Consider the following 26,113-nt stretch of genomic DNA (forward strand, 5'->3'; position numbering starts at 1 on the left):
GACACTGGAGAAAGCGGTCAGCGGCTAGCCTCACGGTCATGCCTGCGCGGGAGAAAGCAGTCAGCGGCTAGCCGCAGCCTTCATGTCGCGGCGCAGCTCCTTGGGCAGCGAGAAGGTCAGGCGCTCCTCGGCCGTGGTGAACTCGGTGACCTCGCCGAAGCCACGCCCGGCCAGGTACGCCAGCACGTCCATGACCAGGTCGTCGGGCACGCTGGCGCCAGACGACACGCCGACGGTGGTCGCACCCTCGAGCCACTCGTCCTGGATCTCGGACGCGTAGTCGACCAGGTGCCCGGACCGGGCGCCGGCACCCAGGGCCACCTCGACCAGGCGTACCGAGTTGGACGAGTTGGTCGACCCGACCACGATCACCACGTCGCACTCAGGCGCGATCTGCTTGACGACCTGCTGCCGGTTGGACGTGGCGTAGCAGATGTCGTCGCTCGGCGGCGACTGGAGCAGCGGCAGCCGCGTCTTCAGCCGGGCCACCGTCTCGAGCGTCTCGTCGACCGACAGCGTGGTCTGCGACAGCCACACCACCTTGGCCGGGTCGCGGACCGTCACGTTGGCGACGTCGTCCGGGCCGTCGACCAGCTGGATGTGGGCCGGCGCCTCGCCCGCCGTACCGATCACCTCTTCATGGCCCTCGTGGCCGATGAGCAGGATGTCGTAGTCGTCGGCGGCATACCGTTTCGCCTCCTGATGCACCTTCGTCACCAGGGGGCAGGTCGCGTCGATCGCCTTGAGGTTGCGCTCGCGGGCCTGCTCGTGCACCTCGGGAGCCACACCGTGCGCGGAGAACACGACGGTCGAGCCCTCGGGGACCTCTTCGTTTTCCTCCACGAAGATCGCCCCGGCCGCCTCGAGCGTGGTCACGACGTGTTTGTTGTGCACAATCTGCTTGCGTACGTAGACCGGAGCCCCATACAGCTTCAGCGCCTCCTCGACCGTCTGCACGGCCCGGTCGACGCCGGCGCAGTAGCCCCGGGGCTTGGCCAGCAGGACACGCTTACGAGATTCGGTCACCCGACCATGGTAGCCAGACCCGGCCGTCCGGCTCAGGATCCGTCGGCACGCTGACGGAGATCCTCGGCACGTGGCGTGGCCTCGATGATCGTGTTCTCGTCGGCCAGCGCACGCTGCTCGGCCCGGGCCTCTTCGAACGAAGAACCGTCGCCGGTCACCGCCCGGCGGACCGAGGCGGCGATGACCAGGGCGATCAGGCCGACATAGCCCCAGAAGAGCAGGTCGGCCAGCAGGTGCTGGCTGTCGATGTGCCAGCGGGCCCCGGTGTCGCGCGCGGCGAACGTGAACGGCCAGCCGTGCCGGATGTCGAACGCCGTCATGCAGCACACCGACGGCGTGACCGGCACCCCGGTGATCACCAGGCCGGCCGCCGTGACCAGGCCACCGGTGAGGAAGCCGGGCAGCCCCGGGCGGCGGCCGAGCCAGCCGACCGAGAGCAGAGCGATCCCGCCCACGAAGAGCATCGCGTGGAAGACGAAGTACGGGGTGTCCGGCGGATCGCCGCTGTTCCGGTCAACCTCGACGAGCAGGTTGAGCACCCCGATGGCGATGCAGAACCAGCCGACGATCAGCCGCAGCGCGGTCGCGAACGACGTCCATAGCCCGGGCGCCTCATCCTCGAGCTCGTCCTCGTCCACCTCGGCGTTACCCGTGCTGCTCACGGCCCGAGTATCGCCCCGATCACCCAGCGTACGGGGCGAAACGGACTTACCGCCTCCGGCGCAGCAGCGTGACGAGGGTCAGGACCAGGATTCCGGCGTACGCCCAGACGAACACGTCCAACAGCAGGGGCGCCACGCCCACGTCCCAGCCGGCACCGAGGGCGACCCGGCGGGCGGTCTCGGCCGAGTCGCCGGTGCCCAGCCGGGACAGCCACTCGAACGGCCAGCCCCGACCCTCGCTGAAAGCGTAGGCACAGCACGTCGCCGTGGACTCGATCAGCAGGCCGGCCAGCGCGCCGGCCACCGCCGCACCCAGCGCCACCAGCCCCGCGGCGCGGCCGGGCAGGCGTACCCGATGGGGCATGAGCAGCACCAACCCACCCAGCGCGATGATCGTGCCGACCGCGACCCCGGCCCAGTCCGGGGGTGAGCCGAGGTGCAGCAGGATCCAGGTGAGGCCGGCGACCAGGCTCACCGCGCCGAGGATCCAGGACCAGAAGCGACCGCTCCCGCCCTCGCCCGCCGCCACGTCAGCATCTTCGTCCGCCACCTCAGCCATCGACGAAGTATGACGCCCGGCCGGGCGCGCGGAACTGTCGGACCACTTCCGTACCCTGATGCCGTGACCCCGGAGCCGAAGAGCAGCGCCGACGAGCCCTGGCCGGTCCGCGTCGTCAGCCAGAAACTGCAGGCGTGGGTGGCCCGGCTCGGTTGGGTGTGGGTCGACGGCCAGGTCGCCCAGATCAGCCGGCGACCCGGGTCCACGGTGGTCTTCCTCACCCTGCGCGACCCGTCGGCCGACCTGAGCCTGACCGTCACCACGCACCGCGACGTGCTCGACGCGGGCGCGCCCGAGCTGGCCGAGGGCGCCCGGGTCACGCTGCACGCCAAGCCCGAGTTCTATCCCGCGCGGGGCACGCTGAGCCTGCGCGCCGACGAGATCCGCCAGGTCGGGCTGGGTGAGCTGCTGGCCCGGCTGGAACAGTTGAAAAAACTGCTCGGCGCCGAGGGCCTGTTCGCGCGGGAACGCAAGCGGCGGCTGCCGTTCCTGCCCCAGCGCATCGGTCTGATCACCGGCCGGGCGTCGGCGGCCGAGCGCGACGTCCTGATGAACACGCGCCGGCGCTGGCCCTCGGTCGACTTCCGGGTGGTCAACGTGCCGGTACAGGGCCCGACCGCGGTGCCACAGATCATCGACGCGCTCAAGGTGCTCGACGGCGACGACACGGTCGACGTGATCGTCATCGCCCGCGGCGGCGGCAGCGTCGAAGATCTGCTGCCGTTCTCCGACGAGGCGCTGTGCCGGGCGGTGTTCGGCGCGCGGACTCCGGTGGTCAGCGCGATCGGCCACGAGACCGACGCGCCGCTGCTCGACTATGTGGCCGACGTACGCGCCTCCACCCCGACCGACGCGGCCAAGCGACTCGTCCCCGACCTGGGCGAGGAACGCCAGCTGATCGACTCGGCCCGCCGCCGCCTCGACCGGGCCGTACTGACCATGGTCGACCGCGAGCAGCACCGCCTCGACGCCTGGCGTTCCCGCCCGTCGCTGGCCCGCCCCGAGACCCTCGTCGAGGCCCGCGCGACCGAGGTCACCGCGCTGCGCGACCGTGCCGTCCGCAGCCTGGAGCACCGCCTCCGCCGCGCCGACGACGACCTCCGGCACACGGTGGCCCGCCTGCGAGCCCTGTCCCCGCGGTCGACGCTGCAGCGCGGCTACGCGATCGTGCAGCGTGCCGACGGCCATGTGGTCCGCGCGGCCGACGAAGTCAAGACCGACGACCATCTCCGGGTACGCCTGGCCGAGGGCGAAGTGCGAGTGACGGTGGGAGAGCCCGAATGACCGACGACCAGAAGCTCACGTACGAGCAGGCCCGCACCGAGCTGGCCGGCGTGGTGGAACGCCTCGAGACCGGCGGCAGTTCGCTCGAGGAGTCGCTGTCCCTGTGGGAACGCGGCGAGAAGCTGGCCGACATCTGTCAGACCTGGCTCGATGGCGCCCGCACCCGCATCGAGGAGGCCCGCGCCGCCCGCGCCGCCGACTGACCGCCCCCAATCCGCCTCGGCCAACCGCTCGCCGCGCCAGCTTCACGACAGCGCCCCGGTCGCCGAAGTGCTGGGGCCCCCGTTCTCCGGGGTGAGAGTCTGGCCGTGGCGGGCCGCTTGCGCTGAGCGGCTCGCCCTAGGCACGCGGGCCGCTTGCGCTGAGCGGCTTGCGCTGAGCGGCTTGCGCTGAGCGGCTTGCGCTGAGCGGCTCGCGCTGAGCGGCTCGCGCTGAGCGGCTCGCGCTGAGCGGCTCGCCCTGGGCGCGCGGGCCGCTTGCGCTGAGCGCGGGCCCGACCCGGGATCGCCAGGCGGCCGGGCTGCCCACTCACGGCCACTGCCGCCGCTCCGGGTCACGACCACAGTCAGCGCCCTTGGCTACCACGGCGCCTTCAAGTGGTAGCCAAGGGCGGTGTATCAGCCCCCACAGCGCCTAGCTACTACTCCAGGTCGAGTGGTAGCCCTTGGCGGTATGTCGGCCTCCGGACAGCGCCGCTGGCTACCACGGCCAGGGCGAGTGTTAGGTCCGTGTGGTCTCAGGGGATCTCGGCGATCTCCGGGCTCTGGCCGACCGTCGGCAGGTGGCCGTCGAAGTCGACCGCCGAGTAGAGCGCCAGCTTTTCCAGTCGGTGCCAGGAGTCGATGACGCGGATCGTGCCCGACTTGGAGCGCATCACGATCGACTGGGTGTGCGCACCACCAGCGCGGTAGCGGACGCCCTTGAGCAGGTCGCCCGAGGTCACCCCGGTCGCCACGAAGAAGCAGTTGTCGCCGGTGACCAGGTCGTCGGTGGTGAGCACCCGGTCGAGGTCGTGCCCGCCGGCGACCGCCTTCTCGCGCTCGGAGTCGTCCAGCGGCCACAGCTTGGCCTGGATCATGCCGCCGAGGCACTTGAGCGCGCACGCCGCGGTGATGCCCTCGGGCGTGCCGCCGATGCCCATGAGCACGTCGACGTCGGATTCGAGCCGGGCCGCGGAGATCGCGCCGGCGATGTCGCCGTCGGAGATGAACCTGATGTTCGCCCCGGCGTCGCGCACCTCCTTGACCAGGCCGGCGTGCCGCGGCCGGTCGAGGATGCAGACTGTCACGTCGGAGATGTTGGAGCGCTTGGCCTTGGCGATGCGCCGTAGGTTCTCGGTCGCGCCGGCGTTGATGTCGATCACGTCGGCGCAGTCGGGACCGACCGCGATCTTCTCCATGTAGAAGACGGCACTCGGGTCGAACATCGCGCCCCGCTCGGCCACCGCCAGCACCGCGACCGCCCCGGGCATGCCCTTGGACATCAGCGTGGTGCCGTCGACCGGGTCGACCGCGACGTCCACCTCGGGGCCGGTGCCGTCGCCCACCACCTCGCCGTTGTAGAGCATCGGGGCGTTGTCCTTCTCCCCCTCACCGATCACCACGACGCCGCGCATCTGTATCGAGTTGATCAGCTTGCGCATGGCGTCGACGGCGGCACCGTCGCCGCCTTCCTTGTCGCCGCGGCCGACCCAGCGGCCGGCCGCCATGGCCGCGGCCTCGGTGACCCGAACCAGATCGAGGGCGATGTTGCGGTCGAGATCCTGCGGGACACGGGCGCCGGGCATGCGAAGGGCCTCCTCGCGACTCTGCGATTGTGGATGTCCCGATCCTCACACGAGCCCAGCCGCAAAGTCCCGCCCACGCGACATGGTTAACAATGGTCCCGTGGCAGATGACGCAGCCAAGCAACCGGCCCGGCCCGGCTCCGAGCCGTCGTCGGCCACCCCGAACGACGGTGGTAGCCCAGAGCGGCAGCAGAGCGCGGTGGAGGCGGGCGGGGTCGTCACCGAGGGTGAGCGCGGCGACGACCAGGAGGCGGCGCCGGCTCGGCTGGACCGTCGCGCCGGGCGTTCGCCCCGCGACATGGTCATCTCGCTGCTGGTGTTGCTGATTCCGATCGCGCTGCTGCTGGTCTTCTACCGCGTGGTGCTCGACGGCGACGCCCCGGCCACGGTCGACCCCTCGGACGCGATACAGCAGGCCCGGGCGGCCGCCGTCTTCCCGGTCGAGGAGCCGCGCGGCCTCGGCGACGACTGGCACACCACCTCGGCCAACTGGGCCAAGACCGCGGACGGCGCCACCCTTCGGCTCGGCTACGTGGCCCCGGACGACGACTCGGCGCTGGTCGTGCAGAGCAGCATCGCGCCCGACAAGCTCCTCCGGACCGAGCTCGGCGACAAGGCCGAGCCCCGGGGCACGGTCCGGGCCGGCAACGCGGCGTGGCGGAGCTATCTGGCCCGGCCGGGCGAGACCGCCCTGGTCCTCAGCGACCAGACGCACACGGTCATCGTGACCGGCAACACCGACCCGAAACACCTGACCGCGCTGGCCGCAGCCCTGAACTGAGCCGTCAAAAGGCTCAGCTGGCAAAGGGCTCACCCGGCACAAAGGCTCAGCTGACAAACGGCTCACCCGGCACAAAGGCTCAGCTGACAAACGGCTCACCCGGGCAGAATGGCCCAGCCGAAAAAGGGCCCAGCCGACAGAAGGCTCACCCGGCACCAAGGCTCGGCCGGCAGATGGGCCAGCAACAGAAGGGCCCGGTCGGCAGAAGGGCTCAGCCGAGGATCTCGACGTACCCCTCGGTGCCGTGCACGCGGATCCGCTGCCCGTCCCGGATCAGCGTGGTCGCCCCCTCGACCCCGACGACGGCCGGCAGCCCGTACTCCCGAGCGATCACCGCACCGTGCGTCATAGTGCCGCCGACCTCGGTGATCAGCCCGGCGACGGCGACGAAGACCGGCGTCCAGCTCGGGTCGGTGTAGGCGGTGACCAGGATGTCCCCGGGCGACAGGTCGGCCGCGTCCAGGTCCCGGACGACGCGGGCCCGGCCCTCGACCGTCCCGGCCGAGACGGGCAGCCCGGCCAGCGCGCCGGCGGGCAGATCGTCGTGACCGTACCGGCCGGTGATGATCTCGCCCTCGGAGGTGAACACGCGTGGCGGGGTGAGCGACCGGTACGACTCGAAGGCCGCGCGCCGCGAACGGATCAGCGCCTCGTCCACGTGTTTCGTGCGTACCACCTCCTGAAGCTCGTCGAACGAGAGGAAGAAGGCGTCCGCGGGTTCCGGGAAGAGCGGACCGACCTCGGCCGTCAGCGCCTGCTTGTAGACGAAGTAGCGGCTGACCATGTGGTATTTCGGGTACTCGCGGTAGCCGATGAACGTGCGGACCCGGTCGATCATCGCTTTGGTCTCGGCCGCCTTCGCCTCGCCGCCGGGCAGTTCCCGCAGGCGCGCCAGCACTTCCCGCTCCTTCTCCCGAGCCTGCCGGCGGCCCTCCTCGAAGAGCCGCCGGTGCGCGCCGGGCTCGAAGTTGCGGATGTTGGCGCGGATCAGCGGTACGAGCGCGGCCGGCTGCTCGGCCCACCGCGTCCTGGTGATGTCGATCTCGCCGACGCAGCGCATCCCGTACGTCGCCAGGAACGCGTCGACCGCCTCGCGCGCCGGCGGGGGCAGCTCGTCCAGGCTTTCGAACGGTGCGTACGGCCGGATCGCGTCGGCCACGTCGAGCAGCGCCAGCCCCATCTCCGAGGTGATGTTGTTCGGTACGGATTGACTGAGCGTGTCGGCCGCGTTCTTCTCGCCCAGCCATTCCCGCAGCCGGTCGTTGAGCCACCAGGTGGCTTCCATCCCGGCCATCACCACCTGCATGCTGCGCTGCCCGAACTGCACGCCGCGCATCTGCTGGATGTCGGACCGGATGAAGTCGAACAGGCCGGTCCCGGATCTGGTCCGGATCTCGTGGCGCAGGGTGACTATCGCGGCTTGGATGTCCTCGATCAGCCCGGTGACGATGGCCGGATCGGTCTCGATCGGTGACGTCTCGCCGCCGCCGGGCGGCACCCAGACCGGGCCGTCCTCGGTCGGTGCGGGCAGGAAGCCCTCGCGTTCGGTGACGGTCCGCAGGGCGTCCCCGATCAGCGGATCGGATTTACCGAGGGCCTCGATCAGCCCGGCCCGCCCGGCGACGGTGGACATCGGCCCGGAGACGTCGACGAACAGCCGCCCGCCGGCCTCGGCCATCGGCCGGGGTGTGGTCATCTGCCAGAACGCGAGCCCGAGCGGCTTGAACGGGTCGGTCATCATCTGCTGATGGCCGACCGACACGTAGACGTGGTTGGCGTCGTCGGCGACCGGCGGCACCGGGAACAGCGTGGTGATCGGCCGGCTCTGCACGATCGTGAACTCGTCGCCGGTCAGGCACCACTCGATGTCCTGCGGCCGGCCGAAGTGCGCCTCGATCCGCCGGCCGAGCCGGACCAGCCGCCGCACCTGGTCGTCGGTCAGCGCCGGCTGTTCCCGGCGGTCGGGTTCGATCACCTGTTCCTCGGTGCCGCCGCCGGGTAGCGCCCGCACGGCGAGCCGCTTGGCGGCGATCGTCCGGCTGATGATCGTGTCGTCCCGCACCCGGTAGACGTCGGGGTTGACCAGGCCGGAGACCAGTGCCTCGCCGAGGCCGTAGCCGGCGTCGACCGAGGCGACGTTCCGGTTGGCGGTGACCGGGTCGGCGGTGAACAGGATGCCGGATGCCCGCGGGTCGGCCATCTGCTGCACCACGACGGCCATCCGGACGGCGCGGTGGTCGATGCCGTGGTGACGGCGGTAGCTGATCGCCCGCTCGGTGAACAGTGACGCCCAGCAGCGGGCGATGTGCTCGAGGACGGCTGCCGGGCCCAGAACGTTGAGGTACGAGTCGTGCTGGCCGGCGAAGGAGGCGGTGGGCAGGTCTTCGGCGGTGGCGCTGGAGCGGACGGCGTACGCGACCCGCTCGTCGATCCGTGCGGTGATGGCCGAGGCCAGGTCGCCGGGGATCACGGTGGACCGGATGGCCTGCCGAATGCCGGCGCTGCGGGACGGGTCGAGCGGGCCCGGGGGCGGGGAGACGACCCGGGCGAAGGCCTCGGTGGTGACGCAGAAGCCGGGCGGCACGCGGACGCCGTCGATGCGCGTGAGCTCACCCAGGTGCGCGCCCTTGCCCCCGGCGAGCTCGATCTGGTCCGGGCCGACGTCGGTCAGATCCAGCACGTACTCGGTCATGGTTTCCTTCCCCTGGCGATTGACCTGGGAATTGTCGGTCAAACCGGGGGTCTTGCGGCAAGCCGGGCACTCCGATATATGTTGAAGTGGGGCCGAGGTCAGTCGCCGTAGAGGTTGGGGCCGCCGAGCAGCGGCTCGGGTGCGCGTGGGCGACGACGGCGGAAGACGACCGCGGCGACCGCGCCGCCGAGTAGGCCGAGCAGGTGGCCCTGCCAGGAGATGGGCTGGTCGGTCGGCAGCACGTTGTAGAGCTGGTACCAGTAGAGCAGGCCGATGAACGCGGCCACCCCGAGGTTCCACCAGCTGCGCTCGACCAGGCCGCGGGTGACCAGCAGGCCCAGGTAGCCGAAGATCACGCCGCTGGCCCCGACCACCACGCTGTTCGGGTCGCCGATGAACCACACGCCCAGGCCGCTGATCAGCATGATCAGGAAGGTCGACCAGATGAACCGCTTGGCCCCGCCGGCCAGGGCGAACGTGCCGACCAGGATGAGCGGGACGGCGTTGCCGTAGAGGTGGTCCCAGCCGGCGTGCAGGAACGGGCTGAACAGCACGCCGTCGAGGCCCTCGACCTGGTGCGGGATGATGCCGCCGGCCACGTCGAGCTGACCGTGTGTGCCGATGTCGAGCACCTCGACCAGGAACAGGACCGGGATCACCGCGCACATGGTCACGAACGCCCGGCCCAGCGACGTGTAGAACGGCGTCGTGCCGAATCTGTTCGCGGCGTCGTCGCCGGTGTCCCCCCACCCGATAGCCATGTCGCCCATGGTGACAGGCGTCAGCACGGTCGGCCACCTCAGCCCAGCTTGCGTACCGCCGCCCTGATCGCCGGCCGGAACGTACCGACCTGGCTGTAGACGCCCGGATATCCTTCCCGCGCACAGCCGTAGCCCCAGCTGACGATGCCGACCTGCAGCCACCGGTCGCCGGCCTTGGCCACCATCGGGCCACCGGAGTCACCCTGACAGGTGTCGACGCCCTTGCGCCCGGCGCACAGCGAGTCACTCTTGACCAGTTCGACGTCGGCCTTCAGGTATGCCTTGGCGCACGCGTCGTCGCCGATGGCGGGCACTGTCGCATAGCGCAGCCGCGTCTGCTGCTTGTCGCCGGTCTCGCTGGTCAAACCCCAACCCATGATGGTGTACGGGCCGGCCGGTGTCGCCTCGTCGGTGAGGTCGAGCGTCGGCAGGTCCAGCGCCCGGTCCAGTTTGATCACCGACCAGTCGTCGCCCTTGGTCTCGCTCTGGAAGCCGGCCGCGCGGATCACCCGTACCGACTTCGCGGTGACCTTCTTCGACGACGTGAGGTCGGCGACTCCGGCGGTGACCTTGATGCCTTTGGTCGGGCCGCTGCCGCTGACGCAGTGCCCGGCGGTCAGCACCACCTTGGGCGCGATGAGCGAGCCGCCGCACCCCATGGACAGCCGGACCACCCACGGGAAGCGCCCTTGCGGCGCGAGGTCACCGCCGACGACGACGTCGGCGGCCAGCGCCGGAGCCGGAGCGAGCAGGAGAGCGGCGATAACGAGCATCACTTTCCGGACCATGTGGACATTTGACCACCGCCCAGACACAAAAGAGGGGGGTACGCGCCAGGCGTACCCCCCTCTCCGTGTGCGTCTAATACCAGCCGGAACTCTGCGAGTGCGACCAGGCACCACAGGGCGTGTTCCAGCGGCCCTTGATGTACTTCAGGCCCCAGCGGATCTGGGTCGCCGCGTTGGTCTTGTAGTCGGCGCCCTCCGACTTCATCTTGCTGAACGGCAGGGCCTGCGGGATGCCGCCGGCGCCGGACGAGGAGTTGTACGCGCTGGTGCTCCAGCCGCTCTCCTTGTTCCAGAGCTTGTTCAGGCACGGGAACTGGTCGATCCCGAAGCCGGACGAGAGCATCAGGGCGCAGCCGATCGCGCGGTTGCCGCTGAACTCGTCACAGGAGGCCGGGATGTCCCCGGTGAACGGCACGGACTTGCCCGTACCGCCGCCCTCCTTCTCGGCCTTCTCCTTGGCTGCCTTCTCGTCGGCGGCCTTCTTGTCGGCAGCCTTCTTGTCGATCGCCTTCTTCTCCAGCGTCCGCGCCTTGCCGGCGGCGGCCTTGGCTTCGGCGGCGGCCTTGGCGGCGGCGTCGTTCTCGGCCTGGCGCTGCCACGCGCGGGCGGCAGCGTGCTGAGACTGGCGTTGCTTGAGCAGGTGCTCTTCTTCAGCGTCGGCCTGAACGACGAGTTTCGCTTCGGCACTCCGCTGCTGGACTGTCCGGTTCTGCCCGAAGTACACGCCGGCGACGATGCCCAGAACGAGCAGACCGACCGAGGTGACGCGGATTCCGACCCGGCTCCAGAGCCGATTCACGAAGTGATCCCTTCGTAGGGGGCAATGACGCGACACGGAGAGTCACCGGCGAATCGCACCGGCGGCGGACCGTGCCGCGAGCACCGCGACCCTTTCCGGGGCCGTCGCCTCGACCGGTCTCGATCGAGGCGGTGGCCACGAAGTCGATCACAACAAGGTGGGCCACGCGATGGCGCTCGCCAGACACCATGGCGCACCGTGAAGTCGATGTGAAACGGCGGCGCGCTCTTGTGAAGCAGCTCACACGCCATTCCCCATCAAACTACGACAGAATCCCCCATTTGAGGGTCACCACCTAGAGCAGGCATGCGGTTACTGAGGGATTTCCTCCAACAGGTCGGTGACCACCTCGGCGATCGGCGAACGCTCGGACCGAGTCAGTGTTACGTGGGCGAAGATCGGGTGTCCCTTCAGCGCTTCGATGACGGCGGTCACACCGTCGTGCCGGCCCACCCGAAGGTTGTCCCGCTGCGCGACGTCGTGGGTGAGCACAACGCGTGACCCCTGCCCGATCCGGGACAGCACGGTCAGCAGCACATTGCGTTCCAGCGACTGCGCCTCGTCCACGATCACGAAGGCGTCGTGCAGGCTCCGGCCCCGGATGTGGGTCAGCGGCAGCACCTCGAGCATCCCGCGCGCCATGACCTCCTCCATCACGTTCGCGTGCACCACCGCGCCCAGCGTGTCGAAGACCGCCTGCGCCCACGGCGACATCTTCTCGGCCTCGCTGCCCGGCAGATAGCCAAGCTCCTGGCCACCGACCGCGTAGAGGGGACGGAACACGACCACCTTCTTGTGGCGGTTGCGCTCCATCGTCGCCTCCAGGCCCGCGCACAGCGCCAGAGCCGACTTGCCGGTGCCCGCGCGGCCGCCCAGCGACACGATCCCCACCGACTCGTCGAGCAGGATGTCCAGGGCCACCCGCTGCTCGGCGGAACGGCCACGGAGGCCGAACGCCTCGCGGTCCCCGCGTACCAACCTGACGGTCTTGTCCGGTCCGACCCGCCCCAGCGCCGAACCCTTGGACGAATGGATGACCAGGCCGGTGTGGCAGGGGAGGTTCTCGGTCTCCTCCAGCTGGAGCTCCTCGCCGCCGTAGAGCCGGCTGACGTCCTCCTCGGCCAGCTTCAGATCCGCCATGCCGGTCCAGGTCGGGTCGCTGGCCTGGCCGTGGCGGTACTCGTCGGCGGCGAGGCCGACCGACGCGGCCTTGACCCGCAGCGGCATGTCCTTGCTGACCAGTGTGACCTCACGGCCCTCGGCGGCCAGCCCGAGAGCGACCGAGAGGATCCGGGTGTCGTTCGAGTCGTTGCGGAAGCCTTGCGGGAGCACGCTCTGGTCGGCGTGGTTGAGCTCGACCCGCAGCGTGCCGCCCTCGTCGTTGCAGAGCACGGGCTGGTCCAGCCGGCCGTGCTTGATCCGCAGCTCGTCGAGCATCCGCAGCGACTGCCGGGCGAACCAGCCGAGCTCGGGGTGGTGCCGTTTGCCCTCCAGTTCGGAGATCACCACGAGGGGGATGACCACCTCGTGGTCGGTGAACCGGCGGAAGGCCGCCGGATCGGACAGCAGGACCGAGGTGTCCAGCACAAAAACCCGCCCGGCGGGGGCGGGTTCCTGTTCGGTGTGCCGATCGCGGGCCCGACGGCGGCCCGATGCGGCGCGAGTGCTGGAGGCGTCGGCGGCCGGGGAGGGAGTCCCGGCGTCGGTACGGCGAGATGTCACAGGCCTGCTCCAGCGGGCGTGCAACCCGGTACGCCCGCGGTCCGCCACCTCCGGCGCCCATCGCCAAGGCACGGGGTCGGGATGCGGGCCCCGTGGCGCTCTCTGTCGCAGGTCCGGGCGGCCGGCTGGCTGGGGTTGACCCCCGGCCATACCTGAAACGCTAGCGTCCATCCGCCTTACGCGGTAGTAGCGTCGTCACACGCCGCGCCGGACGCCGTGAGATCAGGACTTCACGTGCATGAACCACCCGGCTGTACGGGTATTCTCAGGCTCGTGGCAGAGACCGCACGCCCCTCTCATCCACCGACCCTCTCCGATGCGTGGCAGTTCACCGCCGAACGCGCCAAGGACTCCACCTTCTTCTTCGACTTCGACGGTGTCCTCTCCCCCGTCACCGACGACCCCGACGCCTCCCAGCCGCTACCCGACGTGCTGGAGGTGCTCGACGGGCTGGCCGGTGCCGTCGCCCGGGTGGCGATCGTGTCCGCCCGCCCGGTGAGCTTCCTGCGGTCCCGCTTCGAGCGGCTGGGCCGGGTCGACCTCTACGGGCTCTACGGCCTCGAGGTGTGGCACGAGGGCGAGGTGGTCACCGAGCCGGCCGCCCTGCCGTGGGTGCCGGCCATGTCCGATCTGGCCGAGCGAGCCCGCACCGAGCTGCCGCCGCAGATCCTGGTGGAATACAAGCGGCTCTCGGTCGCCCTGCACTACCGCACGGCGCCGCAGCTGTCCGACGCGGTCGAGCGCTGGGCGCACGAGCAGGCCGAGTCGCTGGGCCTGCGGATTCAGGGCGGGCGCATGGTGTCCGAGCTGAAACCGCCGGTCGACCAGGACAAGGGCATGGTGATCAGCGAGGGCGTCAAGACGTCCGGCTGCGCGTGGTATTTCGGCGACGACATGAGCGACATCAAGGCGTTCGACGCGCTGCGGGCCCGTGAGGCGGTCGATCCCGGCTTCTTCGGCATGTGTGTGGCCGTGGCCAACCCGGAGACCGGGGCCGAGGTGTCCAGCGCGGCCGACCTGACCCTGGAGTCACCGGCCGCGGTGGCGGAATTCCTGCGGGCCGGGCTGAGCAACTTCTAGACGACCAGAACGGGCTGGTCAGCCGCCGCGGACCTGCGCCACCAGCAGTTCCAGGCGGCCGGCGGCCCGCTCCGGGCGCAACCTGCCGTCCCGGCTGAGCACGACCAGCCCGTGCAGCGCCGCCCAGACGACCTCGGTGAGCGTGACGACATCGCGCGGCCCGACGACGGTGGCGACGGCCTCGCGCAGCTCACCGAACGACCCGGCCAGCGGCGCGGGGGTGCCCTCGGCGTTGAAGTCGAGCCGGCTGAACCGGGTGAACATCGCGTCGAAGAGCGCCGGGCTCCTCGCGGCGAAGCCGTAGTAGGCGTCGGCGACCCGGCTGAGCTCGTCGCCGGGGCCGGTGCCGTCGAGCCGGGCCGCGCGAAGCGTCTCGGCCAGTTCCGCGAATCCCTCCAGCGCGACGGCCTCGACGATGTCCTCCATCGATCCGAAGTGCTGGTACAGCACCGGCTGGCTGTACTCGATCTCGGTGGACAACCGGCGCGAGGTGACCGCCTCCCAGCCCTCGGTCTCGGCCAGGGTGCGCGCTGTCGCCGTGATGAGCCGGCGCCGGGCCATGCGCTCGCGTCGCCTCCGGTCTTCGATAGCCATACCCGACTGTAGCACCGCTAACTTTCCTAGCAACGCTATTGACGCGAGTGGCCCCAGGGATTAGCTTCGGTGTTGCTAGCAACGCTAACCAACGCACGGAGGCAGTCATGACCACACCGGAACGCCGGCTCGCCGACCTCTTCGTCGAGATGACCAACACCCACAACCCCGACCTGGTCGACCAGTTCATCGCCGCGGACTACATCAACCACAACGACTTCGTCGCCGACGGGCCCGAGGCCAACCGCCAGTTCTGGGCCGCGTTCTTCACCGGCCTGCCCGACGTGCGGGTCACCATGGAGGATCTGATCGTCTCCGGTGACCGCGTCGTGGGCCGCTTCACCTACCGGGGCACCCACACCGGCGACCTGCTGGGCATCCCCGCCAGCGGCGCGGCCGTCGAGATGCGCAGCATCGACATCTGGCGCGTCGCGGACGGCAAGTTCGTCGAGCACTGGGACGAGCTGAACCTCATGCAGATGTTCCAGCAGGTCGGCGCCCTGCCGCCGCTCGGCGGAGCCGAGGCCGGAGCATGACGCTGCTCTCGCAGCTCGCCGCGCTGCTGGCCATCGTCAGCACCGGGATCGTCTACGGCACCGACGCCTTCTGCGCCCTGGTCCAGCGATCCGCGCTCGCACGGGTCGACGACGCCACCCTGACCACCGTCATGGGCAACCTGCACGGCGTCGCCGACCGCCGGATGCCGGTCCCCGGAATCCTCGGCGTCATCGCCGCCGGCGCCGCGGCCGTCACCGCCGCGGTGGCCGGCCGCACCGCCGGAGCGCTGACCGCGGCCGCCGCCTTCCTGCTGCTCGTCATCTGGGTGCTGCTCTACCTGCGGATCAGCGCACCTATCAACCGCAGGCTCACCGCGGCCGCCAACGCCCACGAGACCCCCGCCGACGTCCGCGCCTGGCAACAGGACTGGGACCGCGTCATCGTCCCCCGCGCCGTCCTGCAGGGCCTGGCCATCCTCGCGCTCGGGGTCAGCCTCATCAGCTGACCGACGCCGACTGGTTCTACGTCAGCCCGCCCCTGACCTTCGGCGCTCACGCGCCGGGGGAGCGCACCGGCACCTATCGGACCGGCGACGACGTCCCGGTCACCGACGCCATGGGAAACTCGGCGATCGGTGGGGCGGATTTCGGGATCGCCATCGTCGACGAGATCGAGAAGCCGGCCCACCACCGCACGCGCTTCACGGTTGGCTACTGACCGCGGCCGAGATGCCCGGAACGAGTGTCAGGCGCCGTATCGGCGCTGGCGGCTGCCGTACGACCGCAGCGCCCGCAGGAAGTCGATGCGGCGGAAGTCCGGCCAGTTGGCGTCGTGGAAGTAGAACTCCGAGTGCGCCGACTGCCAGAGCAGGAAGCCGGACAACCGCTGCTCGCCGCTGGTCCGGATGACCAGGTCGGGGTCGGGCTGCCCGCGGGTGTAGAGGTGCTCGGCGATGTGCTCGACGTCGAGGATCTCGGCCATCTCCTCGATGGTCCGGCCGGCCGCCGCCTGCTCGTGCAGCAGCGACCGCACGGCGTCGGCGATCTCGCGCCGGCCACCGTAGCCGACCGCCATGTTCACCTCGACGCCACCGGTGCGGCTCCGAGTCTTTTCCTGGGCCGCCTTCATCGCCGTAGCCGTGGAGGCGGGCAGCACGTCGAGCGCGCCGACCATCCGCAACCGCCACGGGTTGCCCTCCTCGGCCAGCTCGGTGGCGAGGTCCTCGATGATGGTCAGCAGCGGGTCGAGCTCGGCCGCCGGCCGCTGCAGGTTGTCGGTGGCCAGAAGATAGAGCGTGACGTGCTTGATGTCGGCCTGGTCGCACCAGGCCAGCAGCTCTTTCACCCGGGTGGCGCCGACCCGGTGGCCGTCGTTGGGGTCGACGAAGCCCATCTCGCGCGCCCAGCGGCGGTTGCCGTCGCACATGACGCCGACATGCTGCGGCACCGGCTTGCCGGCCAGTTTCCGGGCGAGCCGCCGCTCATAAAACGAATAAATGAGGGACCGCAGATTCATCGCCCCAAAGCCTAGCCATCTCCCGCCAGCGCTCAAGTGCGGCGGTGCAGTTCCCGGCCGATCCGGCCGATCGTGCGAAAGTCGAACATTCCGTCAGCGAGCCCCAGAGCGGTCATCCGGTCGAAGACCCGCTGATCCCGGGCGGCGGCACGCACCGCCGCGTCGACCGCCGACGGCCGCCGGGTGAGAAAAGTCGCAGCACGCGAGTGACGCAGGTGACGTCCGAGGCGCGTACGCAACGAGCTGAGGTAGGCGGCGGCCGGGTCGGCGGTCAACGCGGCCGCGCCGGCCAACGCCCCCGACAGCACGGCGTAGAAGATGCCCTCGCCGGTCAGCGGGTTGATCAACGAGAGGGCGTCGCCGGCCAGCAGCACCCGGCCAGTGGCCGGCGGCGGCCGGTGGGTCGACAGCGGCAGGTGGTGGGCGCGCAGGCTGTGCGGCCGGGTTCCGGTCAGCAGGTGGTCCAGGCGTTCCAGGAGGTAGGCGCGGCTGAGCGCCGCCCCGCGCAGGACCTCGCCGTACCCGACGTTGGCGGTGCCGTCGCCGATCGGGAACGACCACGCGTACGCCGGCCAGCGCGCCTCGGTCGTCACAATGACCTGCTCGGGGCTGGCCGCCGGGGCGTACCCGCGGATGGCGATCGCCACGTGGCCGGGCGGGTTGGGCCGGTGCCCGCACAGCCGCCGGACCACCGACCCGGCACCGTCCGCCCCGATCAACACGCCCGCCCCGAACCGCCCGTCGATCACCACCCGGCCGCCCGCGTTCCCGCCGGCCTCGCCCGCCGAGCTCCCGTCCGCCTGCCCCGCCGGGGTCCGGCCGGGCTCTTGGCGCAACTCGCGCACGGTGTGGCGGCAAAACTCGACGCCGGCATCCTGGGCCGCGCGGACCAGCCGGTCGTCGAAGACCCGGCGCGGCACGGTGTGCGCCGGTCGGGGCAGCGGACGGGCCACCGCCCCGCCGCCCGGCCCGACCAGCCGCAGCCGCTCCACCGGCGGGTAGCCGTCGGTCACCCCGGTCACGCCCAGCCCGGCCAGCACGTCCAGCGCCTCGGCCGCGATGCCGTCCCCGCACGGCTTGTCCCGCGGGAAGGCGGCCTTGTCGAGCAGCAGCACGCGCGCACCGCCCCGCCGGGCGGCGATGGCCGCGGTGGCGCCGGCCGGCCCGGCGCCCACGACCACCACGTCGACATCCATTCGCCCGTCATACCCCGCGGATCCTTCACATACGGCCACGTACCCGCCGTTCCTTGCCTCGGCCGAGATCGGCAACGTGATCAAACTGATCACGTCGATCGCCGAACCGACCAACCTGCTGGCGTTGAATGCGACGATCGAGGCGGCTCGGGCCGGTGACGCGGGTAAGGGTGCCGCCGAGGAGTTGGCGCGCATGTCCAACGAGCTGCAGAAGCTGGTCGGCACGTTCCGCGTCTAGTTCCAGTGGTAGGCCCGGACACCGCCCGGGGCTACCACTGTCAGCCTTTGACCAGCGCGTACGACGCCAGGGCGACCGCCACGACCAGGGGCGCGCCGTCCCGGATCAGGCCGTCGGTGCCCAGCAGCAGGTAGCACAGCGGCAGGTCGATCAGCAGCACGCCGACGCCGGCCCAGCCGAGGACCACCTTGGCCAACCGCTTGCCCCGCAACAGGAAGAACGTGTTGAGCAGCACGACGTAACTGACCCCGAAGCCGGCCACGAACCAGAAGATCACGGCCAGCAGATATTCGGGCTTGTCGCCGAGCTCCCCCACCGAGATCAGGCACGGCACCAGCATCAGCGGGCTGTAGGTGAAGGCGGCCACCCGAGCCGTCATCAGCCAGCCGCTGACCACCCGCCGGGGCGCGCCCTCCTGCCAGGACAGCCCGTCCGGCCCGAAGGTGAGCCGCTTCGCCGGCCGGGTCAGGTGCTGATCGATCGCCGGATGCTTGTACAGCAGCGCCACCACGCTCACGCACAACACCACCAGCACGCCGAACCCGACCACACCGGGCAGCGCGGGACGGCCGGTCGGCGGCACGATCAGCCGGCCCACCGCGAAGATCGTCGTGACCGCCAGGATCAGCCCGAACGGCCTGGCACCGGTGCGGCCCTTGCGGACCTGGTTCAGCAGGATCAACCACGCGAGGGTACGCATCAGCGCCCACCCGGTCCGCACCCAGAGCCCGAGGCCGGGCTCCGGGGCGTACCAGAAGTTGAGCAGCTCGACCACCACCGTGGCCGCCGCCGTCGCCACCAGCAACCAGGTCAGCGCCCGGACCGCGACCGGGCGCACACCGCTCTCGACCGTCATGCCCTCAGCGCTCCCATCGAGAACGCTTCTTACCCGAACCGAACGCCCCTCACCCTCCGCACGAGCGCACGGCCCCGCCGCGCACGGACCCGCCGCGCACGGACCCCCGCTCAGGCTTTCGCTGATGTCAGGCGGGCCCGGAGCGCGTCCAGCTCGGACCACAGGACCGTCGGCAGCTTGTCGCCGAAGCGCTCGAACCACTCGGTGATCTGCGGCAGCTCGGCCTCCCACTCGGCCCGGTCCACGGCCAGCGCCGCCGCGACATCCGCCGGCGGGATGTCGAGGCCGGTCAGGTCGAGCGCGCCGGGCGCGGGCACGTGACCGACCGGCGTCTCCACCGCCTCGCCGCCACCGTCGAGCCGCTCGCAGACCCATTTCAGCACGCGCGCGTTCTCCCCGAACCCGGGCCACAGGAAGCGGCCGTCGTCGCCCCGGCGGAACCAGTTCACGTAGAACACCTTGGGCAGCTTGGCCTCGTCACCGGACGCGCCCTTGGCCATGTCCAGCCAGTGCTGGAAGTAGTCGCCGGCGTGATAGCCGATGAACGGAAGCATGGCCATCGGGTCGCGGCGTACCACCCCGGTCCGTCCGACCGCGGCGGCCGTGGTCTCCGACGACAGCGTCGCGCCCAGGTAGACGCCGTGGGTCCAGTCGCGGGCCTCGGTGACCAGCGGGATCGTGGTGCGCCGGCGGCCACCGAAGAGGATCGCGTCGATGGGCACGCCGCGCGGGTCGTCGTATTCCGGGGCCAGGATCGGGCACTGCTCGATCGGCGTGCAGAACCGGCTGTTCGGGTGGCTGGACGGGGTGTCCGAGGCGGGCGTCCAGTCTTGGCCGCGCCAGTCGGTCAGGTGGGCCGGCGGCTCGCCCATGCCCTCCCACCAGACGTCGCCGTCGTCGGTCAGGGCGACGTTGGTGAACACCGAGTGGCCCCGGGCGAGCGTCCGCATCGCGTTCGGGTTGGTGTGGAAATCCGTACCCGGGGCGACGCCGAACAGGCCGTACTCCGGGTTGGTGGCCCACAGCCGGCCGTCGGAGCCGAACCGCATCCAGGCGATGTCGTCGCCGACGGTCTCCACCTTCCACCCGGGCAGCGTCGGTTCGAGCATGGCCAGGTTGGTCTTGCCGCAGGCCGAGGGAAACGCACCGGCGATGTACCGGACCCGCCCCTCGGGCGAGGTCAGCTTCATGATCAGCATGTGCTCGGCCAGCCAGCCCTCGTCCCGGGCGGCGACGCTGGCGATCCGCAGCGCGTAGCACTTCTTGCCGAGCAGCGAGTTGCCGCCGTAGCCGGAGCCGTACGACCAGATCTCCCGCGTCTCGGGGAAGTGCGAGATGTACTTGGTCTCGTTGCACGGCCACGGGACGTCCTCGTCGCCCTCGGCCAGCGGCGCGCCGACCGAGTGCAGCGCCGGCACGAAGGGCGCGTCGTCGCCCATCGCCTCGAGCACCGCGCGGCCCATCCGGGTCATGATCTTCATCGAGGCGACGACGTATGGGCTGTCGGTCAGCTCGACCCCGAACATCGGGTTGGGCGCGTCGAGTGGGCCCATGCAGAACGGGACGACATACATCGTCCGGCCGCGCATGCAGCCGGCGTAGAGCTCGGTCATGGTCGATTTCATCTCGGCCGGGGCCATCCAGTTGTTGGTGGGCCCGGCGTCGGCCTGGTCGACCGAGCAGATGAAGGTGCGTTCCTCGACCCGTGCGACGTCACCGGGGTCGGTGCGCGCCCAGAACGACTGCGGACGCTTCTCGGGGTCGAGGCGCACCAGTGCGCCGCTCTCGACCAGTTCGTCGGTGATCCGGGTCCATTCCGCCTCGGAGCCGTCGCACCAGACCACGCGGTCGGGGGTGGTGAGGGCGGCTACTTCGGCGATCCAGTTCAACAGTCGTTGATGCGGCATGGGTGATCTCCTGAAGGTCGGCTCTGACCAATGGCGAACCCGGCCGTGTGGGCGGCCGGTATCCAGTGGAGTCACGTCAGCCTAACCGTCAGTTCATCGGCTGACCCTGTGGACAACCGCACAATCCACGGCGGCTTTGCTCAATGACGATCGATCCTTCACCGCTTGGCGCAGTTATGCGCAGCACGCCCTGCCGACGCTACTTTCACAAATCAGACTTAACGTCATAAGCTGGTCGTTAATCGGGCTTTCCTCACGCTCCCGGCTCAGGAGGCAGGAATGACGATGGCGGGCACGGACGACACGGACACCGATTTACTAACCGCGGTGCGGCAGGGAGACACCGCGGCGTACGGGACGCTCTATGAACGGCACCGTGCCGCGGCCCGGCAGCTCGCGTACTCCCTGGCCCGCGATCCGGCCGAGGCCGACGACCTGGTCGCCGAGACCTTCGCCCGGGTGTTCGCCACCCTGCGCGCCGGCCGGGGCCCGCTGGCCGCGTTCCGCGCCTACCTGGCCACCACCCTGCGGCACGTCTGCTACCACCGCGCCCGCCGCGACCGCCGCCTCGAGTTCACCGACGACCTCAGCCGGTACGACGCCGGCGAACCGTTCCTCGACCCGACCCTGGAACGCCTGGAGCGCACCTACGCCGCCCAGGCCTTCCGGCAACTGCCCGCGCGCTGGCGGGACGTGCTGTGGATGACCGAGGTCGAGGGGGCCGGGCCGGCCGAGATCGCGCCCCGGCTGGGCCTCACCCCGAACGCGGTGGCCGTCCTCGCGCACCGCGCCCGCGAGGGTCTACGCAGCCTCTACCTGCAACAACACGTCGCCGTGGCGGATCATCCGCAGTGCCGGTTCGCCGGCGAGCGGCTCAGCGGGCACGTCCGCGGCCGCCTCTCGCCCCGGGACGCGGTGCGGGTCGCGGCCCACCTCAACGGGTGCGCGTCCTGCCGATCGAAGGCCGCCGAACTGACAGAGGTGGACACCCTCCGCTACCCCACGTATAGGCAACGTCACCATTCAGCACCGACCTGTTAAGAGTCGCTCACGAAAAAGGCAGCGCATGACGGCCGCCGGTAGTCTCGAATCCGTGTCCGCAACCTCGCCGCAGCCCCGCACGCTGCGCGGACGCCTGCTCGCGCTGGTCCGCGAGGTGGGCAAGTTCGGCACCGTGGGCGCGATCGCGTTCCTGATCGACCTCGCGATCTTCAACGTTCTGCTGAGTACGGGCACAGAGAGTCGCGTCGCCAAGACGATCTCGATGATCGTCGCCACCACCGTCGCGTTCCTGGGCAACCGCTTCTGGACCTGGCGGCACAGCCGGCACACGCACATGGCCCGGCAATACACCCTCTTCTTCGTGATCAACGGTGTCGGGCTGGGCATCAGCCTCGCCTGCCTGACGATCAGCCACAACCTGCTCGGCGACGTCTGGCCGGTGCTGCGGACCCAGGCCGCCGACAACATCTCCGGGCAGCTCATCGGCACTGCCCTGGGCACTCTGTTCCGTTTCTGGTCCTACCGCCGATTCGTCTTTCCCGCCGATGACGACGACCACGCCGATCCTGTGACCTCGGTTTCAGTCACCCGGCCGTGACCCCTCTTCCGCGTCCCCTTCCCCGTAAGGTTGCCGAATGCCATCAGCCCGCACGCTGACGGAACGACTGCGCCGGATCGCTCCCGAGGCCTTGGCCTTCGGGGTCATCGGCGCGGCCAACGCCGCCCTCTACTTCGCGATCACGTACGTCGCGATGCCGATCGGCGCCGTCAAGGCCACCGTCATCGCGACGGTAGTCACCACCACGCTGGCATATTTCGCGAACCGTTACTGGACCTACCGCCACCACACCAAGACGGCGCTGCGTCGCGAGTACGCGCTGTTCTTCGGCTTCAACCTGGTCGGCATGGTGATCCAGTCGGGGTCGGTGGCCGTGGCCAAGTATGGCTTCGGGCTCAGCGAGAGCGACCACCGCTGGCTGATCATGGGCGTGACGGTGTTCGCCGCCGGGGTGGCCACGCTGTTCCGCTTCTGGGCGTACCGCACCTTCGTCTTCCTCAAGCCCCCGGTGGACGGGCACGAGGCGGCGATGGCCGAGATGGACGTGGCGGCCGGGCTGGCCGAGCTCAGCGCCGGAGATCCTGCCTTCGAGGCCGAGCTTTCTGTGCTGGAGGAGTCGGAGCGGGCCGACCGCCGGCACTGAGCTCGTCCTCCTCGTCGTCCTCCTCGTCCTGGTCGTCGACCCGCAGGTGATCGTCCTCGACCAGCTGATAGAGCGTGGTCTGCAACTCCTGTGCCCGGGGCACCGACGGCAGCACCAGCGGCTGGTCGCCGATCGAGGTGATGGTCACCGTGCCGCAGCCGAACATCCGGTCCCACAGTGACTGGCGCACGGTGTGATCGTTGACCCGGCCCAGCGGGATGTCCCGCCGTATCCGGGTCAGCACGCCCTCCTGGGTCAGCACCCGCTGATCGGTGAAGACGTAGTGCGTGCACCGCCAGACCACCAGCGGTGCCACGCCCCGGGTCAGCGCGAAGAACAGCGCCAGCGCCGCGACCACGCAGACCCCGATCAGGCCGCCGTCGTTGTCCGGCAGCATCACCCAGGCGACGATGGTCACGGCCAGCGAGAAGAGCAGCGCGAGGACCGGCCGCACGGCCGCCTTGGCGTGCGGGTGGAGGTGGAGGACGAGCTCCTCCTCCTCGGTCAGGACGTCGTCGGGGAAGGGCACGCGGTCAGCGTACGTGGCGCACGTCACCGGCCGAGACACGGTTGTCCCGCCCGTCAGCCGTTCGGATCACCAGCTGCCCGTCGGCATCCACGTCGACCGCGGCACCGACCAGGTCCCCACCGGCCGGCCGCTCCACCCGGACGTCGCGCCCGATCGTCGAACACCCTCGCCGGTACGCACCCAGCAGCCCGCACATCTCGGCGTCGCCGCCGGCCTCCCGCCAGCCCGAATACCACTGAGCCAGGCTTCGCAGCAACGCCTTGAGCAGTGGATCCCGGTCGGTGCTCTTCGCACCGGCGATCTGCAGCGAGGTGGCCGGCAGCCCGGTGACCACGGGCAACTCGTCCACCCGGGTGGTCACGTTGAGCCCGATGCCGACCACGACCCCGTCCTCGACCACCTCGGCCAGGATGCCGGCGCACTTCGCGTCGTGTACGAGCAGGTCATTGGGCCATTTCAGGGCGGCGTCGAGCTCGGTGATCCGGTGCACCGCCTCGCGCAGCGCGACCCCGGCCAGCAGCGGCAGCCAGCCCCACTGCCGGCTGGGCACCTCGGCCGGACGCAGCAGCACGCTCAGCGTCAGGCCCGCGCGCGGCGGCGAGGTCCAGGTGCGATCGCGGCGGCCACGGCCCGCGATCTGCTGCTCGGCCACGACGATGAGGCCCTCGGGCTCGCCCGAGCGGGCGGCCTCGGTCACGTCGGCGTTGGTCGAGCCGGTTTCGGCCCGGATGTCGAGACGTCGCCACAAGCCGCCGGGTACGAGCAGAGCACGCTCAAGACTGCGACGACTGAGCGGCGGACGCTCCAGATCTCCGTACGGCGAGCCCATCCGTCCAGGCTAGCCCCGTCCCGTGCCCGCCCCCAGCTACCGCCCCAGCCGTCATCGCCCCAACCACCGTCGCACCCGCACCCGCACCCGCCCAGCCACCGCCGCGCCCGAACCCGCCCAGCCACCGCCGCACCCGGCCCGTACCCAGACCCAGGCCCGGACCCGGACCCGGACCCGCACCCGCACCCGCACCCGCACCCGCACCCGCACCCGCGAACAGTGCAGTGCATTGCGGCAATGGGTCGCTGCCGGCGGCGGCTGTACCCGATCGCGTTACGGACCCCTGCCGTGGGGCGTCGTCTGAACAGCGGGACGCAGGGCAGCGGACACCGCCCTGGCCTACCTCGGAGCCGCGCCTTTGCTCTGAGCACAAAGACGCATCACTTGGATACCGCCGGTCTGTGAACGATGCATATTTGTGCTCAGAGCAAAGGGCGGTGGGGCGGGGGGCTCAGCTGGGGTCGGCGGCGTGCCGGCTGCGGTAGACGGTGCTGCGTTCCGGTTGGGCGCCGGTCGAGGGGCGGGGCCGGGGGCGAGGCCGGGGGCGCGGCGGGTTCTCCGGCTCGGCGCCGGCCGGCTCGGCCGACCCGCGGACCGGGCGCTGTTGGACGTTGCGAGCCGACCAGGTGGGGGGCAGTTCGACCCGGCCGCTGGGCTGCGCGGGTGGCCACGGGGGCGCGACACCGGTGGGTTCGGGCCGGGAGTCCGTCCGCGTCTCAGCCGAAGACTCCGGGCTGGGCTCCGGCTCGGCGGCGGTTTCCGACTCGACGTTGGGTGGGTTCTCGCCCAGCGGGCCCGGGCGGACCCCATGCAGGCTGGACCGGGACACGTCGGAGCTCGTACGAGACACATCGGAACCCGGGCGGACCGCGTCGGAACCGAGGCGGGATGCGTCGAAAGTCGGGCGGGTCTCTTCCGCGGGCGGGCCGAAGCGGAGCGGGCCGGTGGGCTCGGGCTCGCCGATCGGGTCGAAGCGCGATGACGGGTACGGCGGGGCCTCCGGCAGGCGCTGCAGCGGCGTGGGCCAGCCGTACGACTGTTCGGGCACCGGCATCCAATAGTCGCCGGCTGCGGGCTCCTCGTCCTCGTACTCGGGGCGGACCCATCCTTCGATCCGGTCGCCCTCGCGGGCCGGGCGCTTGCGGTCCGGTGGTGTGGGCGGGACGGCGGCGACGGCGCTGGTCGGCTCGTCGACGATGCCGCGCGGGGCGAACCGGGTCTTGACCGACTGGGTCGGCCCGTCGAGGTCCTTGGCCCGGGAAGTGAACGTTCGTGCCCGCGACGCGCGCCGCCCGGCCTTCCCCGAACGCGTCACCGGGGCATCGGCCGCGTGCTTGGGCTCATCCGCGGGGAACGAAGGGAGTACGGCCGCGTGCTTGGGCTCGTCACCCCAAAAGGAGGGCAGGTCAGCGACGCGCTTCGAGTCGCCGGCCCGGAACGAAGGCTGGTCCGGCGGGGTAGAGACCGGTGCCGACGGTTGGTTGGCCGGAGTCGGGGGCAGGGCGGCCGCGGGTGGTGCCTCGATGGCCGCTCGGGTGGGCGCCGCGGGCAGGGCGGCCAGCGCCTGGCGCCGGCGGCGGGCCCGGATCTGCGAGCGCACGGTAACCGGCGAGCCGCCACGTCGTCGTTCGCCGCGCGGGGCCGGCTCGACCCGGCCGAGCAGGACGTGCCGGAATCCGATCAGGGTGGCGACTCCCCCGGCGATCAGGGCGAGGCCGGCCGCGGTCATCCAGTTCGTCACGGCAGGAGTAACGAATAGGGCATTCGGTACGAAACGCTACGGGGTACCGGGCCGGACGGACATGGA

27 protein-coding genes and 1 pseudogene are annotated in these 26,113 nt (G+C 70.7%); 10 read left to right on the forward strand and 18 right to left on the reverse strand.

Annotation, left to right across the window (positions count from 1 at the left end):
• Window positions 1-60: 60 nt before the first annotated feature.
• Genes ACGFIO_RS02905 through ACGFIO_RS02915 form a run of 3 tightly spaced genes read right to left on the reverse strand, consistent with a single transcriptional unit; the run spans window position 61 to window position 2,247 of the window.
• Window positions 61-1,065, reverse strand: a complete 1,005-nt coding sequence (locus ACGFIO_RS02905; RefSeq protein WP_392822560.1) for a 4-hydroxy-3-methylbut-2-enyl diphosphate reductase — start codon at window positions 1,063-1,065, stop codon at window positions 61-63.
• Window positions 1,059-1,688: a hypothetical protein gene (locus ACGFIO_RS02910; RefSeq protein ID WP_392821199.1), complete on the reverse strand. Its 630-nt coding sequence runs from the start codon at window positions 1,686-1,688 to the stop codon at window positions 1,059-1,061. Before ACGFIO_RS02910 ends, ACGFIO_RS02905 begins: the two co-directional genes overlap by 7 nt.
• A 46-nt stretch (window positions 1,689-1,734) precedes the next feature.
• A complete protein-coding gene (locus ACGFIO_RS02915; protein WP_392821202.1) occupies window positions 1,735-2,247 on the reverse strand; it encodes a hypothetical protein in 513 nt (170 codons plus the stop codon).
• A 9-nt stretch (window positions 2,248-2,256) separates the two neighbouring features.
• Here ACGFIO_RS02915 and xseA point away from each other — a divergent pair, with 9 nt between their 5' ends.
• Window positions 2,257-3,531: an exodeoxyribonuclease VII large subunit gene (xseA, locus tag ACGFIO_RS02920; protein ID WP_392821205.1), complete on the forward strand. Its 1,275-nt coding sequence runs from the start codon at window positions 2,257-2,259 to the stop codon at window positions 3,529-3,531.
• Window positions 3,528-3,734, forward strand: a complete 207-nt coding sequence (locus ACGFIO_RS02925; RefSeq protein ID WP_392821208.1) for an exodeoxyribonuclease VII small subunit — start codon at window positions 3,528-3,530, stop codon at window positions 3,732-3,734. Before xseA ends, ACGFIO_RS02925 begins: the two co-directional genes overlap by 4 nt.
• A gap of 533 nt (window positions 3,735-4,267) precedes the next feature.
• On the opposite strand, the gene glpX is transcribed toward ACGFIO_RS02925, so the two are convergent.
• Window positions 4,268-5,317: a class II fructose-bisphosphatase gene (gene glpX, locus ACGFIO_RS02930; RefSeq protein ID WP_392821210.1), complete on the reverse strand. Its 1,050-nt coding sequence runs from the start codon at window positions 5,315-5,317 to the stop codon at window positions 4,268-4,270.
• 100 nt (window positions 5,318-5,417) lie between these two features.
• Between glpX and ACGFIO_RS02935 the strand changes: the two genes are divergently transcribed.
• Window positions 5,418-6,098 (forward strand): DUF4245 domain-containing protein, encoded by a 681-nt coding sequence (locus ACGFIO_RS02935; RefSeq protein ID WP_392821212.1) that lies wholly within the window; start codon window positions 5,418-5,420, stop codon window positions 6,096-6,098.
• Between the two features lie 211 nt (window positions 6,099-6,309).
• On the opposite strand, the gene rph is transcribed toward ACGFIO_RS02935, so the two are convergent.
• From rph to ACGFIO_RS02960, 5 genes are all read right to left on the reverse strand, one after another.
• Window positions 6,310-8,790, reverse strand: coding sequence for a rifamycin-inactivating phosphotransferase (rph, locus tag ACGFIO_RS02940; RefSeq protein ID WP_392821213.1), 2,481 nt, complete (start codon window positions 8,788-8,790; stop codon window positions 6,310-6,312).
• Between the two features lie 98 nt (window positions 8,791-8,888).
• Entirely contained in the window at window positions 8,889-9,551 is a 663-nt protein-coding gene (locus ACGFIO_RS02945; RefSeq protein WP_392821214.1) for a rhomboid family intramembrane serine protease, read from the reverse strand.
• 38 nt (window positions 9,552-9,589) lie between these two features.
• Window positions 9,590-10,339, reverse strand: coding sequence for a S1 family peptidase (locus ACGFIO_RS02950; protein ID WP_392821215.1), 750 nt, complete (start codon window positions 10,337-10,339; stop codon window positions 9,590-9,592).
• Between the two features lie 73 nt (window positions 10,340-10,412).
• Window positions 10,413-11,138, reverse strand: coding sequence for a lytic transglycosylase domain-containing protein (locus tag ACGFIO_RS02955; protein ID WP_392821217.1), 726 nt, complete (start codon window positions 11,136-11,138; stop codon window positions 10,413-10,415).
• A 312-nt stretch (window positions 11,139-11,450) separates the two neighbouring features.
• Window positions 11,451-12,860 carry a PhoH family protein gene (locus ACGFIO_RS02960; protein WP_392821220.1) on the reverse strand — a complete coding sequence of 470 codons (1,410 nt, stop codon included), beginning with the start codon at window positions 12,858-12,860 and terminating at the stop codon, window positions 11,451-11,453.
• A gap of 273 nt (window positions 12,861-13,133) precedes the next feature.
• Between ACGFIO_RS02960 and otsB the strand changes: the two genes are divergently transcribed.
• Window positions 13,134-13,940, forward strand: a complete 807-nt coding sequence (gene otsB / locus ACGFIO_RS02965; protein WP_392821222.1) for a trehalose-phosphatase — start codon at window positions 13,134-13,136, stop codon at window positions 13,938-13,940.
• 18 nt (window positions 13,941-13,958) lie between these two features.
• Here otsB and ACGFIO_RS02970 read toward each other — a convergent pair whose 3' ends face one another.
• Window positions 13,959-14,534 carry a TetR/AcrR family transcriptional regulator gene (locus ACGFIO_RS02970; RefSeq protein ID WP_392821224.1) on the reverse strand — a complete coding sequence of 192 codons (576 nt, stop codon included), beginning with the start codon at window positions 14,532-14,534 and terminating at the stop codon, window positions 13,959-13,961.
• Window positions 14,535-14,641: 107 nt separating this feature from the next.
• Here ACGFIO_RS02970 and ACGFIO_RS02975 point away from each other — a divergent pair, with 107 nt between their 5' ends.
• Both ACGFIO_RS02975 and ACGFIO_RS02980 read left to right on the forward strand, forming a co-directional pair.
• On the forward strand, window positions 14,642-15,070 hold the full coding sequence (locus tag ACGFIO_RS02975) for an ester cyclase (protein ID WP_392821227.1): 429 nt from the start codon (window positions 14,642-14,644) through the stop codon (window positions 15,068-15,070).
• Window positions 15,067-15,537, forward strand: a complete 471-nt coding sequence (locus tag ACGFIO_RS02980; protein ID WP_392821229.1) for a DUF1772 domain-containing protein — start codon at window positions 15,067-15,069, stop codon at window positions 15,535-15,537. The genes ACGFIO_RS02975 and ACGFIO_RS02980 overlap by 4 nt, the downstream gene beginning before the upstream one ends.
• 239 nt (window positions 15,538-15,776) lie before the next feature.
• On the opposite strand, the gene ACGFIO_RS02985 is transcribed toward ACGFIO_RS02980, so the two are convergent.
• Window positions 15,777-16,547 carry an isoprenyl transferase gene (locus ACGFIO_RS02985; RefSeq protein ID WP_392821231.1) on the reverse strand — a complete coding sequence of 257 codons (771 nt, stop codon included), beginning with the start codon at window positions 16,545-16,547 and terminating at the stop codon, window positions 15,777-15,779.
• 32 nt (window positions 16,548-16,579) lie between these two features.
• Window positions 16,580-17,827 (reverse strand): NAD(P)/FAD-dependent oxidoreductase, encoded by a 1,248-nt coding sequence (locus ACGFIO_RS02990; protein ID WP_392821232.1) that lies wholly within the window; start codon window positions 17,825-17,827, stop codon window positions 16,580-16,582.
• Between ACGFIO_RS02990 and ACGFIO_RS02995 the strand changes: the two are divergent.
• A pseudogene (locus ACGFIO_RS02995) lies at window positions 17,799-17,921 on the forward strand (methyl-accepting chemotaxis protein); the annotation flags it as partial. The gene ACGFIO_RS02990 and the pseudogene ACGFIO_RS02995 sit on opposite strands and share 29 nt — an antisense overlap.
• 100 nt (window positions 17,922-18,021) lie before the next feature.
• On the opposite strand, the gene ACGFIO_RS03000 reads toward ACGFIO_RS02995, so the two are convergent.
• Window positions 18,022-18,837 carry a hypothetical protein gene (locus tag ACGFIO_RS03000; protein WP_392821235.1) on the reverse strand — a complete coding sequence of 272 codons (816 nt, stop codon included), beginning with the start codon at window positions 18,835-18,837 and terminating at the stop codon, window positions 18,022-18,024.
• Window positions 18,838-18,947: 110 nt separating this feature from the next.
• Complete coding sequence (locus ACGFIO_RS03005) at window positions 18,948-20,744, reverse strand: phosphoenolpyruvate carboxykinase (GTP) (protein WP_392821237.1); 1,797 nt, start codon at window positions 20,742-20,744, stop codon at window positions 18,948-18,950.
• Window positions 20,745-21,023: 279 nt separating this feature from the next.
• On the opposite strand from ACGFIO_RS03005, the gene ACGFIO_RS03010 reads away from it, so the two are divergent.
• From ACGFIO_RS03010 to ACGFIO_RS03020, 3 genes are read left to right on the forward strand one after another with little or no spacing between them, the layout of a single operon-like run.
• The gene (locus ACGFIO_RS03010; RefSeq protein ID WP_392821238.1) at window positions 21,024-21,785 is read left to right on the forward strand and encodes a sigma-70 family RNA polymerase sigma factor; all 762 of its coding nucleotides are present in this window, start codon (window positions 21,024-21,026) and stop codon (window positions 21,783-21,785) included.
• 25 nt (window positions 21,786-21,810) lie between these two features.
• The gene (locus ACGFIO_RS03015; protein WP_392821241.1) at window positions 21,811-22,344 is read left to right on the forward strand and encodes a GtrA family protein; all 534 of its coding nucleotides are present in this window, start codon (window positions 21,811-21,813) and stop codon (window positions 22,342-22,344) included.
• Window positions 22,345-22,381: 37 nt separating this feature from the next.
• Window positions 22,382-22,948, forward strand: coding sequence for a GtrA family protein (locus ACGFIO_RS03020; protein ID WP_392821242.1), 567 nt, complete (start codon window positions 22,382-22,384; stop codon window positions 22,946-22,948).
• Here ACGFIO_RS03020 and ACGFIO_RS03025 read toward each other — a convergent pair.
• The 4 genes from ACGFIO_RS03025 to ACGFIO_RS03040 form a co-directional block, all read right to left on the reverse strand.
• The gene (locus tag ACGFIO_RS03025; RefSeq protein WP_392821245.1) at window positions 22,872-23,477 is read right to left on the reverse strand and encodes a PH domain-containing protein; all 606 of its coding nucleotides are present in this window, start codon (window positions 23,475-23,477) and stop codon (window positions 22,872-22,874) included. The genes ACGFIO_RS03020 and ACGFIO_RS03025 overlap by 77 nt on opposite strands.
• 4 nt (window positions 23,478-23,481) lie before the next feature.
• Window positions 23,482-24,306: a biotin--[acetyl-CoA-carboxylase] ligase gene (locus tag ACGFIO_RS03030; RefSeq protein WP_392821247.1), complete on the reverse strand. Its 825-nt coding sequence runs from the start codon at window positions 24,304-24,306 to the stop codon at window positions 23,482-23,484.
• Window positions 24,307-24,357: 51 nt separating this feature from the next.
• Window positions 24,358-24,516, reverse strand: coding sequence for a hypothetical protein (locus ACGFIO_RS03035; RefSeq protein ID WP_392821250.1), 159 nt, complete (start codon window positions 24,514-24,516; stop codon window positions 24,358-24,360).
• Window positions 24,517-24,757: 241 nt separating this feature from the next.
• The gene (locus ACGFIO_RS03040) at window positions 24,758-26,047 is read right to left on the reverse strand and encodes a hypothetical protein (protein ID WP_392821253.1); all 1,290 of its coding nucleotides are present in this window, start codon (window positions 26,045-26,047) and stop codon (window positions 24,758-24,760) included.
• Between the last annotated feature and the right edge of the window lie 66 nt (window positions 26,048-26,113).

Origin of the sequence: Actinoplanes sp. NPDC049265, from assembly GCF_043197135.1 — a bacterium.
Lineage (GTDB): Bacteria > Actinomycetota > Actinomycetes > Mycobacteriales > Micromonosporaceae > Actinoplanes.

Coding starts and splice junctions, on each gene's coding strand:
- ACGFIO_RS03010 (WP_392821238.1), top strand. CDS start 21,024: ATGACGATGGCGGGCACGGACGACACGGACACCGATTTACTAACCGCG.
- ACGFIO_RS02915 (WP_392821202.1), bottom strand. CDS start 2,247: ATGGCTGAGGTGGCGGACGAAGATGCTGACGTGGCGGCGGGCGAGGGC.
- ACGFIO_RS02950 (WP_392821215.1), bottom strand. CDS start 10,339: ATGGTCCGGAAAGTGATGCTCGTTATCGCCGCTCTCCTGCTCGCTCCG.
- rph (WP_392821213.1), bottom strand. CDS start 8,790: ATGACCGAGTACGTGCTGGATCTGACCGACGTCGGCCCGGACCAGATC.
- ACGFIO_RS02945 (WP_392821214.1), bottom strand. CDS start 9,551: ATGGCTATCGGGTGGGGGGACACCGGCGACGACGCCGCGAACAGATTC.
- ACGFIO_RS03030 (WP_392821247.1), bottom strand. CDS start 24,306: ATGGGCTCGCCGTACGGAGATCTGGAGCGTCCGCCGCTCAGTCGTCGC.
- ACGFIO_RS03015 (WP_392821241.1), top strand. CDS start 21,811: ATGACGGCCGCCGGTAGTCTCGAATCCGTGTCCGCAACCTCGCCGCAG.
- xseA (WP_392821205.1), top strand. CDS start 2,257: ATGACGCCCGGCCGGGCGCGCGGAACTGTCGGACCACTTCCGTACCCT.
- ACGFIO_RS02985 (WP_392821231.1), bottom strand. CDS start 16,547: ATGAATCTGCGGTCCCTCATTTATTCGTTTTATGAGCGGCGGCTCGCC.
- ACGFIO_RS03000 (WP_392821235.1), bottom strand. CDS start 18,837: ATGACGGTCGAGAGCGGTGTGCGCCCGGTCGCGGTCCGGGCGCTGACC.
- ACGFIO_RS02925 (WP_392821208.1), top strand. CDS start 3,528: ATGACCGACGACCAGAAGCTCACGTACGAGCAGGCCCGCACCGAGCTG.
- ACGFIO_RS02980 (WP_392821229.1), top strand. CDS start 15,067: ATGACGCTGCTCTCGCAGCTCGCCGCGCTGCTGGCCATCGTCAGCACC.
- glpX (WP_392821210.1), bottom strand. CDS start 5,317: ATGCCCGGCGCCCGTGTCCCGCAGGATCTCGACCGCAACATCGCCCTC.
- ACGFIO_RS03020 (WP_392821242.1), top strand. CDS start 22,382: ATGCCATCAGCCCGCACGCTGACGGAACGACTGCGCCGGATCGCTCCC.
- ACGFIO_RS03005 (WP_392821237.1), bottom strand. CDS start 20,744: ATGCCGCATCAACGACTGTTGAACTGGATCGCCGAAGTAGCCGCCCTC.
- ACGFIO_RS02975 (WP_392821227.1), top strand. CDS start 14,642: ATGACCACACCGGAACGCCGGCTCGCCGACCTCTTCGTCGAGATGACC.
- ACGFIO_RS02970 (WP_392821224.1), bottom strand. CDS start 14,534: ATGGCTATCGAAGACCGGAGGCGACGCGAGCGCATGGCCCGGCGCCGG.